Genomic DNA, 13,405 nt, shown 5'->3' with positions numbered 1-13,405 from the left:
GCTAGCCCCCAAGCGGACGCAGAAGCTCGCGGCTGATGATATGGCGCTGGATTTCCGACGTGCCGTCCCAGATCCGTTCCACCCGCGCATCGCGCCAGAACCGCGCCAGCGGCAGATCATCCATCAACCCCATGCCGCCATAGACCTGGATTGCCTCATCCGTGACGCGGGCAAGCATCTCCGAGGCATATAGTTTTGCCGAGGCAATCTCGCGGTTTGCTGGCAGCCCCTGATCAAGCCGCCACGCCGCCGACAGGGTCAGCCAGTCGGCAGCATCGATTTCGGTCACCATGTCGGCAAGCTTGAAGCCGACACCCTGGAACTTGCCGATCTGCTTGCCGAACTGTTTACGCTCGACAGCATAGTTCACCGCATAGTCAAAGGCCCGGCGGGCACGTCCGACACACATGGTCGCGACGGTGATACGGGTGGCGTAAAGCCAGGTGTTCATCACCTCGAACCCGCCATCGACGTCGCCAAGCACCTGATCATCGGCAAGCCGGCATTCCTCGAATTTCAGGATCACATTGTGATAACCGGCATGCGAGACCGATTTGTATCCCGCAAGCACCTCGAATCCAGGATGCCCGCGATCGACGAGGAAACAGGTGATCCGCTTTTTTGGCCCGTGCGGCGTGTCATCAACCCCCGTGGCAACGAAGACGATGAAGAAGTCCGCGTGATCGCCGCCGGAGATGAAATGCTTGGTGCCATTCAGCACCCAGTCGCCACCATCGCGGCGGGCGGTTGTGTTCATGCCGCGCACATCCGACCCGGCATCCGGTTCCGTCATCGCCAGCGCGTCCATCTTCTCGCCCCGCACCGCCGGCATCAGATAGCGTTCGATCTGGTCGCCCTCGCACGCCATCAGAATGTTCTGCGGCCGGCCGAAGAAATGCGTCAGTGCCATCGAGCCGCGCCCGAGTTCGCGTTCCAGAAGCGCGAATTCCAGATTGTTCAGGCCGCCGCCTCCGACCGATTCCGGGAAATTGGCGGCGTAGAATCCCATCTCACGGACCTTGTCCCGAATGGCGTTGCCCATCTCGACAGGTACATGGCCAAGCGACTCGACCTCATTCTCCAGGGGATAGATCTCCGTCTCGACAAAGCTTCGCACGGTCGAGACGATCAGCTCCTGCTCTTCGGTCAGTCCGAACTGCATCCTAGTTTCCTCCTCCGACAGCGCGTCCGGCCCCGTCGGGGCGCGGCAGCGCGGCATGCGCGCCGGCCAGCTCGGCAAGCCGTGCCGCGACGCTGTCCTCCGGCAGGCTGGCTGACCGGCTGGTCATGTCGACATGGATCAGCATATGTTCGCCGGTGGCAAGAAGCCGGGATGCGCCATCCGCCTCGACGGCATAGAGGTGATGGAACAGCTGCATCTTCTTGCCTTCGCCAAGCAGCACTTGCGAGGTGGCGAAGATCTCGGTTCCAGCCCGCACCTCGTCGAGATGCCGTATATGCGTCTCGACCGTGAAATAGCTGCCGCCATTGGCAAGGTAGGCGGCATCGACACCAATCCAGCGCATGACCGCATCCGTGGCCATCGAGAAACAGTCGAGATATCGAGCCTCGTTCATATGCCCGTTATAGTCGGTCCAGTCGGACGGTACCTGCCGGCGCATGGTTTCCAGCGGTTCGTCAGTGGCCTGCCGGGTGCGTGCCGGCACCGCGTCATAGAGCGACTTTTCCCAGTTCGCGACAGTCTGGCCGGCGCCCCAGTCATTCGCCTTCAGCGCCTGCAGGATGGCAACAAGGTTGTTGTCGCGGATGCGTTCCAGTTCCCGGATCGAATGCTGCCCCGACTGGGCATCGGACTGGTCGGAAATGGTCTTGACCAGCTCGTCGGTCAGTTCCGGCACATCCATCAGCTTTGTCCAGGGCCATTTCAGGCAGGGGCCGAACTGCGCGATGAAATGCGCCATGCCGGCTTCGCCGCCGGCAACGCGATAGGTTTCGAACAGCCCCATCTGCGCCCAGCGAAGCCCGAAACCATATCGAATGGCGTCGTCGATCTCTTCGGTGGTGGCGATGCCATCCTTGACCAGCCACAGCGCCTCGCGCCACACCGCCTCCAGGAACCGGTCGGCGACAAAGGCTTCGATTTCCTTGCGGATCCGCAACGGATGCATGCCAATCCCGGCAAAAAAACCCGCAGCCCGGTCAATGGTGGCCGGATCGGTTCCGGTGCCGCCGACAAGCTCGACCAGCGGCAGCAGATAGACCGGATTGAAAGGATGTCCGACAAGAAGCCGTTCCGGATGCTGCATCTGCGCCTGCAGATCGCTTGGCAGGATGCCCGATGTTGACGAGCTGATCACCGCATCGGTGGCCGCGGCGGCCTCGATTTCGGCATAGACGGCCTGCTTGATGTCCAGCCGTTCGGGCACCGCCTCGATAATCAGCTCGGCACCCGTCACCGCCTCGGCGATGCTGGCGGCAAACCGGATGTTTCCCCGCGTCGGCAAGGGTGCCATGGTCAGCCGCCCCACCGCATGGTCGGCATTTGCCATCACATCATTGATCTTGCGGGCCGCCTCGGGGTCGGGATCGAAAATGCCGACATCGACGCCGTTCTGGATCAGTCTGGCGACCCATCCGCCGCCAATGACACCGCCACCGATGACCGCGGCACGCGCCGGCTTTGCTGTTGCTACCATCCTGCTCTCCGGGTTCTGTTCAGCCTGCCAGCGGCGCGCGCTTGGTCACGCCAAGCCGTTCGCGGACGGCATCCGGGCCAATGATGCTGGCACCCATGTTCTCGACGACATTCACGGCCCGCTCGACAAGCTGGGCATTGGTGGCAAAGACGCCGCGGGACAGATAGATATTGTCCTCCAGGCCAACCCGCACATTGCCGCCCGCCAGAACCGCCGCCGCCGGATAGGCCATCGCGTTGCGACCAATCGAAAAGGCGGAAAACACCCAGTCTTCGGGAATATTGTTGACCATCGCCATCAGCGTGTTCAGGTCGTCCGGCGCGCCCCAGGGGATGCCCATGCACAGCTGCACCAGTGCCGGGCTGTCGATCAGCCCCTGTTCGGCAAGATGTCTGGCAAACCACAGATGGCCGGTATCGAACGCCTCGATTTCCGGCTTCACACCCAGCGCCTGCATCTGGCCTGCCATTTCGACAAGCATCGCCGTGCTGTTGGTCATGATATAATCGCCATGTCCGAAATTCATCGTGCCACAGTCAAGCGTGCAGATTTCCGGCCGGCAGTCGGCAACATGGGCCAGCCGTTCGGTGGCACCGGCCATGTCCGTTCCCTCGGCATGCGGGGGAAGCGGGGTTTCGACGCCGCCAAGCACCAGATCGCCCCCCATGCCGGCAGTCAGATTCAGCACGACATCCGTGGCGGAATCACGGATCCGCTCGGTAACCTCGCGAAACAGCGCCGGGTCGCGTGACGGCTGGCCGGTTTCCGGGTCGCGGACATGGCAATGCACGACGGCGGCACCCGCCCTGGCGGCATTGATGGCTGATTCCGCAATCTGCGCCGGTGTCACCGGCACCTTGTCGGACTTGCCGGTGGTGTCGCCCGATCCGGTCACGGCACAGGTGATGAAAACCTCGCGGTTCATCGTCAATGGCATGGTCTGGTCCTCCTCTGGTGCGCCGGGTTCTGACGCGGGTCTCTGCCGCTGCGATCACATTTTCGTAAAATCTGGGGCTTTGCAACTTCTTTGCTGTCCGGTCGGCTGTCCGGTCTGTTGGCGGGCTGCCTGGACGACGTGCCGATGGGCTGTGACGCCGCATGGAAATTGTCAGGCTGGCGGTGGAACGGCGTGATGGTGCATTGCACCGGCATGACGGTCATATTCCGACGCCACAGCTTGCGATTTCGCGAAAAGCGGCTACAGTCACGGCTGATGAACCATGGCATAATCTGGGGGATCGACTCATGACCTTGATGCATTATATCGCCGGCGCGGAAGTCGCTGGAACCAGCGGGCGCGAACAGGATGTTTTCAATCCGGCTACCGGTGCCGCCACAACGTCCGTACCGCTGGCAAGCGCCTCCGAGGTCGGCACCGCTGTCGAGGCCGCCAAGGCCGCGCTTCCCGGCTGGGCCGGTACGCCGCCTGCCAAACGCGCGCAGATCATGTTCAATTTCCGCGATCTGATCAGGTCCAATCTTGATGAGCTGGCGACGCAGATTTCCGCCCAGCATGGCAAGACCTTCGACGATGCCAAGGGCGAGGTGGCCCGCGGGATCGAGGTTGTCGAGTTTGCCTGCGGCATTCCGCATGTCCTGAAAGGTGAATATTCGCCGCAGGTTGCCGGCGGGGTCGACAGTTTCTCGATGCGCCAGCCGGTTGGTGTGGTGGCCGGGATCACCCCGTTCAACTTCCCGGCCATGGTGCCGATGTGGATGTTCCCGATGGCGCTTGCCTGCGGCAACACCTTTATCCTGAAACCGTCCGAGCGCGACCCCGGCGCGCCGATGATGCTGGCCCGTCTGCTGGCCGAGGCCGGGCTTCCCGCCGGCGTGTTCAATGTCGTGCATGGCGACAAGGAGGCCGTCGATGCGATTCTCGACCATCCCGATATCGGGGCGATCAGCTTTGTCGGTTCGACGGCGATCGGCCAGTATATCTATTCACGCGGCTGTGCGAACGGCAAACGGGTGCAGGCGCTGTGTGGGGCCAAGAACCATATGATCATCATGCCTGACGCCGATATGGACCAGGCTGTCGACGCGGCGATGGGCGCTGCCTACGGGTCGGCTGGCGAACGCTGTATGGCGATTTCCGCGGTGCTGGCGGTTGGTGACGACACTGCCGACCGCTTTGTCTCGCAGCTGGCACCAAAGGTGCGGGCGCTGAAGATTGGCCAGTATGACGAGCCTGGCGTCGAAATGGGCCCGGTGATCACCGCCGCCTCCAAGGACCGGATCGAAGGCTATATCGACCAGGGTGAAAGGGACGGCGCCGAGGTGGTTGTCGATGGGCGCGGGCTGCGTCTTCAGGGCTATGAGAACGGCTTCTTTGTCGGTGGCACGCTTCTCGACCGGGTGACCCCCGACATGTCGGTCTATCGCGACGAGATTTTCGGACCGGTGCTGTCGGTGCTGCGTCCGCAATCCTATGAAGAGGCGCGCCAGCTTGTCATCGACCATGAATATGGCAATGGCACCGCCATCTTTACCCGCGATGGCGACACCGCGCGAGATTTCACGACCAATGTCAATGTCGGCATGGTCGGGGTGAATGTGCCGATTCCGGTGCCGGTGGCCTATCACAGCTTCGGCGGCTGGAAGGCCTCGATGTTCGGCGATCATTCGATCCACGGGATGGAAGGCTTGCGCTTCTACACCAAGCTGAAGACGGTGACGGCGCGCTGGCCAAGCGGCATCAAGGAAGGCGCGGTGTTCAATTTCAGCGCCGGAAGCGACGTCTGATCATCTGACCTTCCTGTTCGGCATCATCGAAAGGGCCGTCCCGCGCCAGCCGCCGGGCGGCCTTTTTTCATGCCCGCACCAAATCCGCCCTCCGCCTTGCGGCGAATTATTGACCGGCCCTAGCCTGACCGCCTGACATGACAGACAGAAAGACATGACAGACAGAAAGGACGGACAATGACCGACAGACAGAGGCTGGCAAACCCGGTCGGCTGGTTCGAGATCTATGTCGCCGAGATGGACCGTGCGAAGGATTTCTATGAAGATGTCGTCGGGGCCGGCTTCAGCGCCGCGCCGGTGGCAGGTGAAGGGCCGGATGCCGGCATGGAGATGGTTTTTTTTGATACCGATCAGAATGCCGGTGAGGATGCCCCCGGCGCGCCCGGCGCGCTCGTCCGGCACCCGATGCGCCCGCCGGAGCTTCACGGCACGCTTGTCTATTTCAGCGTCGATGACTGCGCCACCGCGGCGGCGCGCGCCACCGCCCGCGGCAGCAAGGTCTATGTCGAAAAACAGTCGATCGGCGAGATGGGGTTCATCGCCATCGTCGGCGACAGCGAGGGCAACAGCATCGGCCTCCACAGCTGGGTGTGAGGCGGGGTTCCTACATCAGCACCTTGCCGGGGTTCAGCAGATTATGCGGGTCGAGCGCCGCCTTGATCGCCTTCATCATCTCATAGGCCACCGGGTCCTTCAGCATTTTCATGTCCTGCTGCTTGTCGGTGCCGATCCCGTGTTCGGCGCTGATCGACCCGCGCCATTTGATCACCGTATCCCGCACCGCATCCTTGATCGCTTTTGCCTCGTCCGGGTGTTCCGACGGGTCGCGGTCATAGGGGCGGGCATTGATGTGAAGATTGCCGTCGCCCATATGGCCAAAGGCAACGCAGAACGGCCCCGGCGCGATGGCGGCAAAGGCGGCCTCCATATCGGCGATCGCCCCCGGCAGGTCCGACACCTGAAAGCTGATATCGTTCAACACCCAGTTGCCATGTTTCTGCATCGCATCCAGCGTGCCTTCGCGCAGGGCCCAGAAATTCAGCCGCTGCGCCGCGGACCGCGCGATCACCGCATCATGGATCAGTTCGGCCTCTAACGCATCGGCAAGGATGCCTTCAAGCTGGGCCTCCAGCGCCACCGTGCCATCGGCGCCGATCTCGGCGTCTTCCTTCGTTGCCGCGCCGATCTCCATCAGCACCGCCAGATCCGGTGCCTCGTCAAACGGGGCGGTGACATGGTCGAGATATTTCACCGGCAATTCATACATCAGCCGCCCGATCAGTTCGAACGCCTCGATCCGGCCGCCGGTGCGGGCCTGGGTCATGTTCATCAGTTCCAGCGCCGCCTCGACGTCGCGGACCTTGACCATCGCGGTCGCCTGCGCCAGCGGTGGCGGCACCAGCTTCAGGCTGGCCGCGGTGATGATGCCGAGCGTGCCTTCCGAGCCGACCATCAGATTGACCAGATCATAGCCGGTATTGTTCTTCTTCAGCGCCGGCAGCAGGTCCATCACCTCGCCTGACGCCGTCACCACCTCCAGCCCCATGCACAGGGCGCGGGCGCTGCCATGACGGATGACGTTCAACCCCCCGGCATTGGTGCCCAGCGCGCCACCGATCTGTGCCGTTCCCTTGGCCCCGAAGACAAGCGGAAACATCAACCCCTCGGCCTCGACAGCCTGATGCAGGTTCTGGATGATACATCCGGCCTCGGCGACCATATACATGCCCGCCCTGTCGATCTTGCGAACCCTGTTCATCCGCTCCAGCGACAGCAGCACGATCTGGTCCTCGGCACGCGCCACGGTGCCGCCGGCAAGCCCGGAATTGCCGCCGAACGGGATCACCGGCGTGCGGGTTTCGGCGCACAGTTTCATCACCGCCGCGACCTCGGCCGTCTTGCCGGGACGCACGACGATTGCCGGCGCCGATTCCTTGGTGCCAAGCCAGTCACTCTGATAGCGTTTCTCGATGCTGTCGCCGCGCTGCACATGCGCCGCGCCGCAAATACCGGCAAACTGTGTTGCAAGATCGCCGAGCCGCATTTCATTCATGGCGTGTCTCCCCCAAAAAATCCCGTGCTGAACCTACATCTGCCGGTGGGTCTCACAATAGCACAGCCCCCATGTTGGATATAGCTGCGGTGAAAACAGCTGTGGCACATGTCACTGGCAGAGCAGTTCAAGGCGAAGCCGTGCAATCTTGTGAACCTCGGCCAGCGCGGTGGCGAATTCGGTTTCCGGGTCGTTGTCGATCCGCGCCTCGAAGGCCGACAGGATGGCGGCCCGGTCAAGGCCCCGCACCGCGATGATGAAGGGATGGCCGAAGCTGTCCGAATAGCGGTCATTGAGGCTGGAAAATCTGGCGAATTCATCCGGTGTGCAGCTGTCAAGACCGGCCCCCGCCTGTTCGGCGCTGGACTCCGCCGTCAACCCGCCTGCAATGGCCAGCTTGCCGGCCAGTTCGGGATGCGCACAAAGAAGTGCCATCTGGCTGTCATGCCCGGCCGCATCAACGATGGTTTGCATGCGCCGGGCAAAATGCGCCAATTGCCTGTCATCGGGCCCCAGCCCCTGGGACCATATTGTGGCCGCCACCCAGGGTGAATGTTCATAGATGCCGCCGAATGCTGTCATGAAATCGGCTTCATTCAGACTGTCAGGGGGGATTGTGAAAGACGGGTCCGTCATCATGTGCTGTCCGTTGCAGGGGTGAATTCCGGGGCAGATCCGGTCCTGAATGTTGGTCAAATTTGTTTGCGTCTTCAATCTTTAATTGGCACTCTTGGCCTGTTCTGGGCAGATGATGAGCGCGAAAGGGTGACCCGCCATGGGCAGGCTGACAACGCATGTTCTCGACACCGCTGCGGGCCGTCCGGCCGCCGGCCTGCAAATTGATCTCTATGGGGTTGACGGCGAAACGCGCCGGCTTCTTGCCTCGGTGACGACAAATGAGGATGGACGGGTTGACGGCCCGCTTCTCGAGGGGGCGGGCCTTGCTGCCGGACGGTATCAGCTGGTGTTTCATGCCGGTGCCTATCTGCGGGCCAGCGGCACAGCGCTTCCCGAGGTGCCCTTTCTCGATGACATCGTCATTGCCTTCGGGATCGATCGGCCGGACCAGCACTATCATGTGCCGCTGCTGCTGTCGCCCTACGGCTATTCGACCTATCGCGGAAGCTGACGCGGGGCGGGGTTGGCACGACGATGCGTGACAGGATCACATTCGTTCTCAACAACCGGATCGAACAGGTCAGCGGCCTCGCGGGGGACACGACGCTGCTGAACTGGCTTCGCCAGACAAAACGTCTGACAGGCTCGAAGGAGGGGTGCGGCGAGGGCGATTGCGGTGCCTGTACGGTGGTGGTGGCCCGGCGGCAGGGCGATGGCGGAATGCGCTGGCATCCGGTCAATGCCTGTATTCAATTCATGGGCATGCTGGAAGGCGCATCGGTAACAACGATCGAGGGGCTGCAGGGCGGTGATGATGGCGCACTGCATCCCTGCCAGAAGGCAATGGTCGACCATCATGCCTCACAATGCGGGTTCTGCACGCCGGGATTTGTCATGTCGCTGTTTGCCGCCTGGTGCAATGGCGATGGTCTGGCGCCAGCCGACATTGATACGACACTTGCCGGCAATCTGTGCCGGTGTACGGGCTATCGCCCCATTGTCGATGCCGCCGCGGCGCTGGAGGTAAGGGACATTCCGCCGGAATTCGAACGTCAGCGGCGCAAAACAGAGGCCGGTCTGATGGCCGGCATCGCGCATGACGAGACTGTGCGCCTGAGTGACGGTCGGCGCAGCTTTACCGCCCCGACAAGCCTTGACGGTTTCGTGCAGAGTTTTGCCAACGCGCCGGAGGCGACGATTGTGTCGGGGGCGACCGATGTCGGGCTATGGGTAACAAAGCAGAACCGTCATCTGCCGGACATGATCTGGACCGGGCGGGTCAAGGGATTCGACAGGGTTGAGCGAAGCGGCGCGCATTGGCGCATTGGCCCGGCAGTAACGCATGAAGCCGCGATGGCAACGCTTGCCGAAGGACGTCCCGATCTGGCCGAGGTAATGCGGCGTTTCGGGTCGACGCAGGTCCGGGCCAGCGGAACGGTCTGCGGCAATATCGCCAACGGGTCGCCGATTGGCGACCTGCCGCCGATGCTGATCGCGCTTGCTGCTGAAATCGAGCTGGCTGGTCCAGCCTCGAACCGCCGGCTGCCGCTGGAATCCTTCTTCATTGATTATGGTCGTCAGGATCGCCGGGCGGATGAATTCGTGTCGGCTGTGCTGCTGCCGGTAGCGCCGTCCCCGCTTTTCCGGGCCTACAAGATTTCGAAACGGTTCGACCAGGATATTTCCGCTGTTCTGGGCGCGTTCACCCTGACCATAGCCGAAGGGCGGATCACTTCGGCGCGACTTGCCTTTGGCGGGATGGCGGCGACGCCGAAACGCGCCACCGCCGCAGAAACGGTGTTGACCGGCGCGGCGGTCGAACTGCCTGCCTTCGAGGCCGCCGCCGCTGCCCTGAGCGCGGATTTCACGCCGATTACCGATATGCGCGCCTCTGCCGATTACCGGCTTCAGGTGGCGGCCAATCTGCTGCTGAAATACGGGCTTGATGTCACCGGTGCGGCAGTGCCGCGCCTGACCGGTGCCGGACTGACCGCCGGTGATCTGTATGACGTTGCGCCCACGGAGGTACGGTAATGGCTGGCCGGGGCATCGCCGGTGATATCCGGACACCGCGTGAACATGACAGTGCCCATAAACATGTCTCGGGAACGGCAGTCTATGTTGATGACATCCGTGTTCCCGAAGACACGCTGGTGGTGTTGGTAGGGCAGAGCCCGCACGCCCATGCCAAACTGGTCAATGTCGATCTGTCGGCGGTCGCGGCGGCGGATGGCGTGGTGGCGGTTCTGACCCATGCCGACATTCCGGGGCGCAATGACTGCAGCCCGGTCTATGGTGATGATCCCATCCTTGCCGAGGATGTGGTCAGCTATGTCGGCCAGGCGGTATTTGCCATCGTGGCAGACAATATGCGTGCGGCGCGCGACGCGCTGGCGCTGGCGAAAATTGACTATGACCCGCTTCCGGCCGTGCTGACCATTGATGATGCCATGCGGGCCAGATCATGGCTTGGCCCGTCGGTGACAATGGAGTCCGGCACCCCGGACGATGCGCTGGCCAGCGCGCCATTGCGTCTGTCCGGACGTATCGAGATTGGCGGGCAGGAGCATTTCTATCTTGAAGGACAGGCGGCGCTGGCAATACCCGGCGAGGACGGCGACATGGTTCTTCATTGCTCGAGCCAGCACCCCTCGGAAATCCAGCACAAGGTCGCCGACTGTCTTGGTATGCCAAATCATGCTGTGACTGTCGAAACGCGGCGTATGGGCGGTGCTTTCGGGGGCAAGGAAAGCCAGGGCAATCTGCCGGCATTGCTGGCGGCGCTGGCGGCGCGGCATTGTGGCCGGCCGGCGAAGACGGTTTATGACCGGGATGATGATTTCATGCTGACCGGCAAGCGGCATGATTTTCGGATTGATTACGATGTCGGGTTCGACTCCGGGGGGCGGATCCATGCGGTGCTGTTCGAGCAGGCGCTTCGGTGCGGCATGTCATGGGATCTGTCCGAGGCGATCGCGGCGCGCGCAATGTGCCATGCCGACAATGCCTATCACATCCCGCATATGCGGGTTGTCTCGCACCGGTGCCGCACACATACCCAGTCAAACACGGCATTCCGCGGGTTTGGTGGTCCGCAGGGCATGGTCGGGATCGAGCGCGTGATTGATCAGGTGGCGCATCATCTCGGACTTGACCCGCTGACTGTCCGGCAGCGCAATTTCTACCCGCATAAATTCAGTGCCCCTGAAAGCAAGGGGCACACCCCCTATGGCCAGCCTGTCGAGGACTGCATCCTTCAGGACATCGTGCCCCGGCTTGCCGCAGATGCCGACTATGCCGCGCGCCGGGCCGATATTGAGGCGTTCAACCGGTCCGGCGGCATGATCCGGCGTGGCATCGCGCTGACGCCGGTAAAGTTCGGCATTTCCTTCAACACGACCTTTCTGAACCAGGCAGGGGCGCTGGTTCATGTCTATAGCGACGGGTCGGTGCATCTCAATCATGGTGGCACCGAGATGGGCCAGGGGCTGAACACCAAGATTGCCCAGATCGTGGCGCATGAATTCCAGATTGATTTCGGTTTGGTGAAAATCACCGCAACCAATACCGGCAAGGTTCCCAATACCTCGGCGACGGCGGCATCTTCGGGAACAGACATGAACGGCATGGCGGCCCAGACGGCGGCCCATACCATCAAATCGCGGATGCGTGACTTTCTTGCCGAACAGCATCAATGCGTGCCGGAATCGGTGACATTTGCCGATGGCCGGGTGAAGGCCGGCACCGCGACAATGTCTTTCGCCGAGGCGGTAATGGCCTGTTACCTGGGGCGGGTGTCGCTGTCGGCAACAGGCTTTTACGCGACACCCAAGATCCATTGGGACAAGACACGAAGCCGTGGGCGCCCGTTTTACTATTATGCCTATGGGGCGGCGGTGACCGAAATTGCCACCGACCTGCTGACCGGCGAGAACCGGATTCTGCGGACCGACATTCTGCATGATGTGGGGCGCTCGCTAAACCCGGCCATTGATATCGGCCAGATCGAAGGCGGCTTTGTCCAGGGCGCAGGCTGGCTGACAACCGAAGAGCTTGTCTGGGATGACAGTGGCCGGCTTCGCACCCACGCGCCCTCGACCTACAAGATCCCGGCCTGTGCTGATCGCCCGCCTGTGTTCAATGTGGCGCTGTTCGAGGATGGCGAGAACATCGAGGACACTATCCACAAATCCAAGGCCGTCGGGGAGCCGCCATTGATGCTGGCAATTTCGGTCCTGATGGCGCTTTCGCATGCGCTGGAGTCCGTATCCGGTGCCTATCCGATGCTTGATGCGCCAGCCACGCCGGAACGTGTCTGTCTGACAGCGCGCCGGCTTGGTGGTCCCGGGGTCACGCTTGGGGATGAGTGATGCGCAACTGGATTGAGGTGGCCCGCGAACGGATCGCGCGCGACGGCGGGGTTGTGCGGGCCAGCCTTGTCGGCGTCCGGGGTTCGGCCCCGCGTGAAGCCGGGGCGATGATGCTGATCACCGGCACCGATATATGGCTGACAATAGGTGGCGGAACCCTGGAGTTCGAGGTGATGGCAAAGGCCCGTGCCATGCTGGCATCGCCGGCCACAGTCTGGCAGCGCCAGATCATCGGCGCGGCGCTTGGCCCCGATATGGGGCAATGCTGCGGGGGGCATGTAAAGGTGCTTCTTGAACGCTTTGGCAAGGATGAGGATGCGGTGCTGGCGGGTCTGGCGACCTGCCGCCGGCTGGCGCATCCGCTTGCCGGGAATGCGCCGCCTGTCGATGCCGGTGACGCCGCAATCGGGCCGGGTTCTATCGGGCCGGGCTCAATCGGGCCGGGTTCTGGGGGCTCTGTGTTCGTGGCGCCGGTCATCCAGCCCGGAAGACCGATATTCCTTTATGGGGCCGGGCATATCGGGCGGGCGCTGGCGCCGCATCTTGTGGCTCTGCAACTGGATCTGCACTGGGTGGATGTTGCAACGACGCGGTTTCCCGGCGACATTCCGGACGGGGCGACAAGGGTGGTGGCGACCGATCCGACAGTGATTGCGGCGCACGCCCCCGGTGACGCCATTCACCTCGTGATCACGCACAGCCATGCGCTTGACGAGGCGCTGTGTCACCGCATCCTGGCCGGCCCCGGCTTTGCGCGGCTCGGGCTGATCGGGTCGGCAACCAAGGCGGCGCGCTTTCGTTCACGTCTCGCCAAGGCGGGACTCGCGCCGGATTGTCTTGACCGGCTTGTCTGTCCGGTAGGTCTGTCGGCAATCACCGGCAAACATCCGGCGCGTGTGGCGCTTTCGATTGCGGCGGGGGTCGCCGTCTGGCAACAGGAATTGGACGAAACCGGTTGAGGC

General features: G+C 62.5%; 11 protein-coding genes. 6 read left to right on the top strand and 5 right to left on the bottom strand.

Annotated elements, in window-relative coordinates; translation table 11 throughout:
- Position 1 precedes the first annotated feature (1 nt).
- Genes AB3X55_11570 through AB3X55_11560 form a run of 3 tightly spaced genes read right to left on the bottom strand, consistent with a single transcriptional unit; the run spans position 2 to position 3,594 of the window.
- Complete coding sequence (locus AB3X55_11570) at positions 2–1,162, bottom strand: acyl-CoA dehydrogenase family protein (GenBank protein ID MEX0504225.1); 1,161 nt, start codon at positions 1,160–1,162, stop codon at positions 2–4.
- Position 1,163: 1 nt separating this feature from the next.
- Entirely contained in the window at positions 1,164–2,657 is a 1,494-nt protein-coding gene (locus AB3X55_11565) for a carnitine 3-dehydrogenase (GenBank protein MEX0504224.1), read from the bottom strand.
- A 19-nt stretch (positions 2,658–2,676) separates the two neighbouring features.
- Positions 2,677–3,594 (bottom strand): 3-keto-5-aminohexanoate cleavage protein, encoded by a 918-nt coding sequence (locus AB3X55_11560; protein ID MEX0504223.1) that lies wholly within the window; start codon positions 3,592–3,594, stop codon positions 2,677–2,679.
- 308 nt (positions 3,595–3,902) lie between these two features.
- Between AB3X55_11560 and AB3X55_11555 the strand changes: the two genes are divergently transcribed.
- Entirely contained in the window at positions 3,903–5,402 is a 1,500-nt protein-coding gene (locus AB3X55_11555) for a CoA-acylating methylmalonate-semialdehyde dehydrogenase (GenBank protein MEX0504222.1), read from the top strand.
- Positions 5,403–5,579: 177 nt separating this feature from the next.
- Positions 5,580–5,996 (top strand): VOC family protein, encoded by a 417-nt coding sequence (locus AB3X55_11550; protein MEX0504221.1) that lies wholly within the window; start codon positions 5,580–5,582, stop codon positions 5,994–5,996.
- Between the two features lie 10 nt (positions 5,997–6,006).
- Here the strand turns inward: AB3X55_11550 and AB3X55_11545 are convergent, their stop codons facing one another.
- Entirely contained in the window at positions 6,007–7,455 is a 1,449-nt protein-coding gene (locus AB3X55_11545) for an FAD-binding oxidoreductase (GenBank protein ID MEX0504220.1), read from the bottom strand.
- 111 nt (positions 7,456–7,566) lie between these two features.
- A complete protein-coding gene (gene uraD / locus AB3X55_11540; GenBank protein MEX0504219.1) occupies positions 7,567–8,091 on the bottom strand; it encodes a 2-oxo-4-hydroxy-4-carboxy-5-ureidoimidazoline decarboxylase in 525 nt (174 codons plus the stop codon).
- A gap of 139 nt (positions 8,092–8,230) precedes the next feature.
- On the opposite strand from uraD, the gene uraH reads away from it, so the two are divergent.
- The 4 genes from uraH to xdhC are packed head-to-tail and all read left to right on the top strand — an operon-like array spanning position 8,231 to position 13,402.
- Positions 8,231–8,584, top strand: a complete 354-nt coding sequence (gene uraH / locus AB3X55_11535; protein ID MEX0504218.1) for a hydroxyisourate hydrolase — start codon at positions 8,231–8,233, stop codon at positions 8,582–8,584.
- Between the two features lie 23 nt (positions 8,585–8,607).
- On the top strand, positions 8,608–10,107 hold the full coding sequence (gene xdhA, locus AB3X55_11530; GenBank protein ID MEX0504217.1) for a xanthine dehydrogenase small subunit: 1,500 nt from the start codon (positions 8,608–8,610) through the stop codon (positions 10,105–10,107).
- Positions 10,107–12,443: a xanthine dehydrogenase molybdopterin binding subunit gene (gene xdhB, locus AB3X55_11525; protein ID MEX0504216.1), complete on the top strand. Its 2,337-nt coding sequence runs from the start codon at positions 10,107–10,109 to the stop codon at positions 12,441–12,443. Before xdhA ends, xdhB begins: the two co-directional genes overlap by 1 nt.
- A complete protein-coding gene (gene xdhC, locus AB3X55_11520) occupies positions 12,443–13,402 on the top strand; it encodes a xanthine dehydrogenase accessory protein XdhC (protein MEX0504215.1) in 960 nt (319 codons plus the stop codon). The genes xdhB and xdhC overlap by 1 nt, the downstream gene beginning before the upstream one ends.
- Positions 13,403–13,405 lie beyond the last annotated feature (3 nt).

The organism is Alphaproteobacteria bacterium LSUCC0719 (genome assembly GCA_040839025.1).
Lineage (GTDB): Bacteria > Pseudomonadota > Alphaproteobacteria > Puniceispirillales > Puniceispirillaceae > UBA8309.
The sequence above is the reverse complement of the archived record's forward strand: the minus strand, read 5'-3'. Positions and strand labels throughout refer to the sequence as shown.

What these genes read in the sequence shown, in the direction of transcription:
- AB3X55_11570 (MEX0504225.1), bottom strand. Translation starts at nt 1,162, where the DNA reads ATGCAGTTCGGACTGACCGAAGAGCAGGAGCTGATCGTCTCGACCGTG.
- AB3X55_11565 (MEX0504224.1), bottom strand. Translation starts at nt 2,657, where the DNA reads ATGGTAGCAACAGCAAAGCCGGCGCGTGCCGCGGTCATCGGTGGCGGT.
- AB3X55_11560 (MEX0504223.1), bottom strand. Translation starts at nt 3,594, where the DNA reads ATGCCATTGACGATGAACCGCGAGGTTTTCATCACCTGTGCCGTGACC.
- AB3X55_11555 (MEX0504222.1), top strand. Translation starts at nt 3,903, where the DNA reads ATGACCTTGATGCATTATATCGCCGGCGCGGAAGTCGCTGGAACCAGC.
- AB3X55_11550 (MEX0504221.1), top strand. Translation starts at nt 5,580, where the DNA reads ATGACCGACAGACAGAGGCTGGCAAACCCGGTCGGCTGGTTCGAGATC.
- AB3X55_11545 (MEX0504220.1), bottom strand. Translation starts at nt 7,455, where the DNA reads ATGAATGAAATGCGGCTCGGCGATCTTGCAACACAGTTTGCCGGTATT.
- uraD (MEX0504219.1), bottom strand. Translation starts at nt 8,091, where the DNA reads ATGACGGACCCGTCTTTCACAATCCCCCCTGACAGTCTGAATGAAGCC.
- uraH (MEX0504218.1), top strand. Translation starts at nt 8,231, where the DNA reads ATGGGCAGGCTGACAACGCATGTTCTCGACACCGCTGCGGGCCGTCCG.
- xdhA (MEX0504217.1), top strand. Translation starts at nt 8,608, where the DNA reads ATGCGTGACAGGATCACATTCGTTCTCAACAACCGGATCGAACAGGTC.
- xdhB (MEX0504216.1), top strand. Translation starts at nt 10,107, where the DNA reads ATGGCTGGCCGGGGCATCGCCGGTGATATCCGGACACCGCGTGAACAT.
- xdhC (MEX0504215.1), top strand. Translation starts at nt 12,443, where the DNA reads ATGCGCAACTGGATTGAGGTGGCCCGCGAACGGATCGCGCGCGACGGC.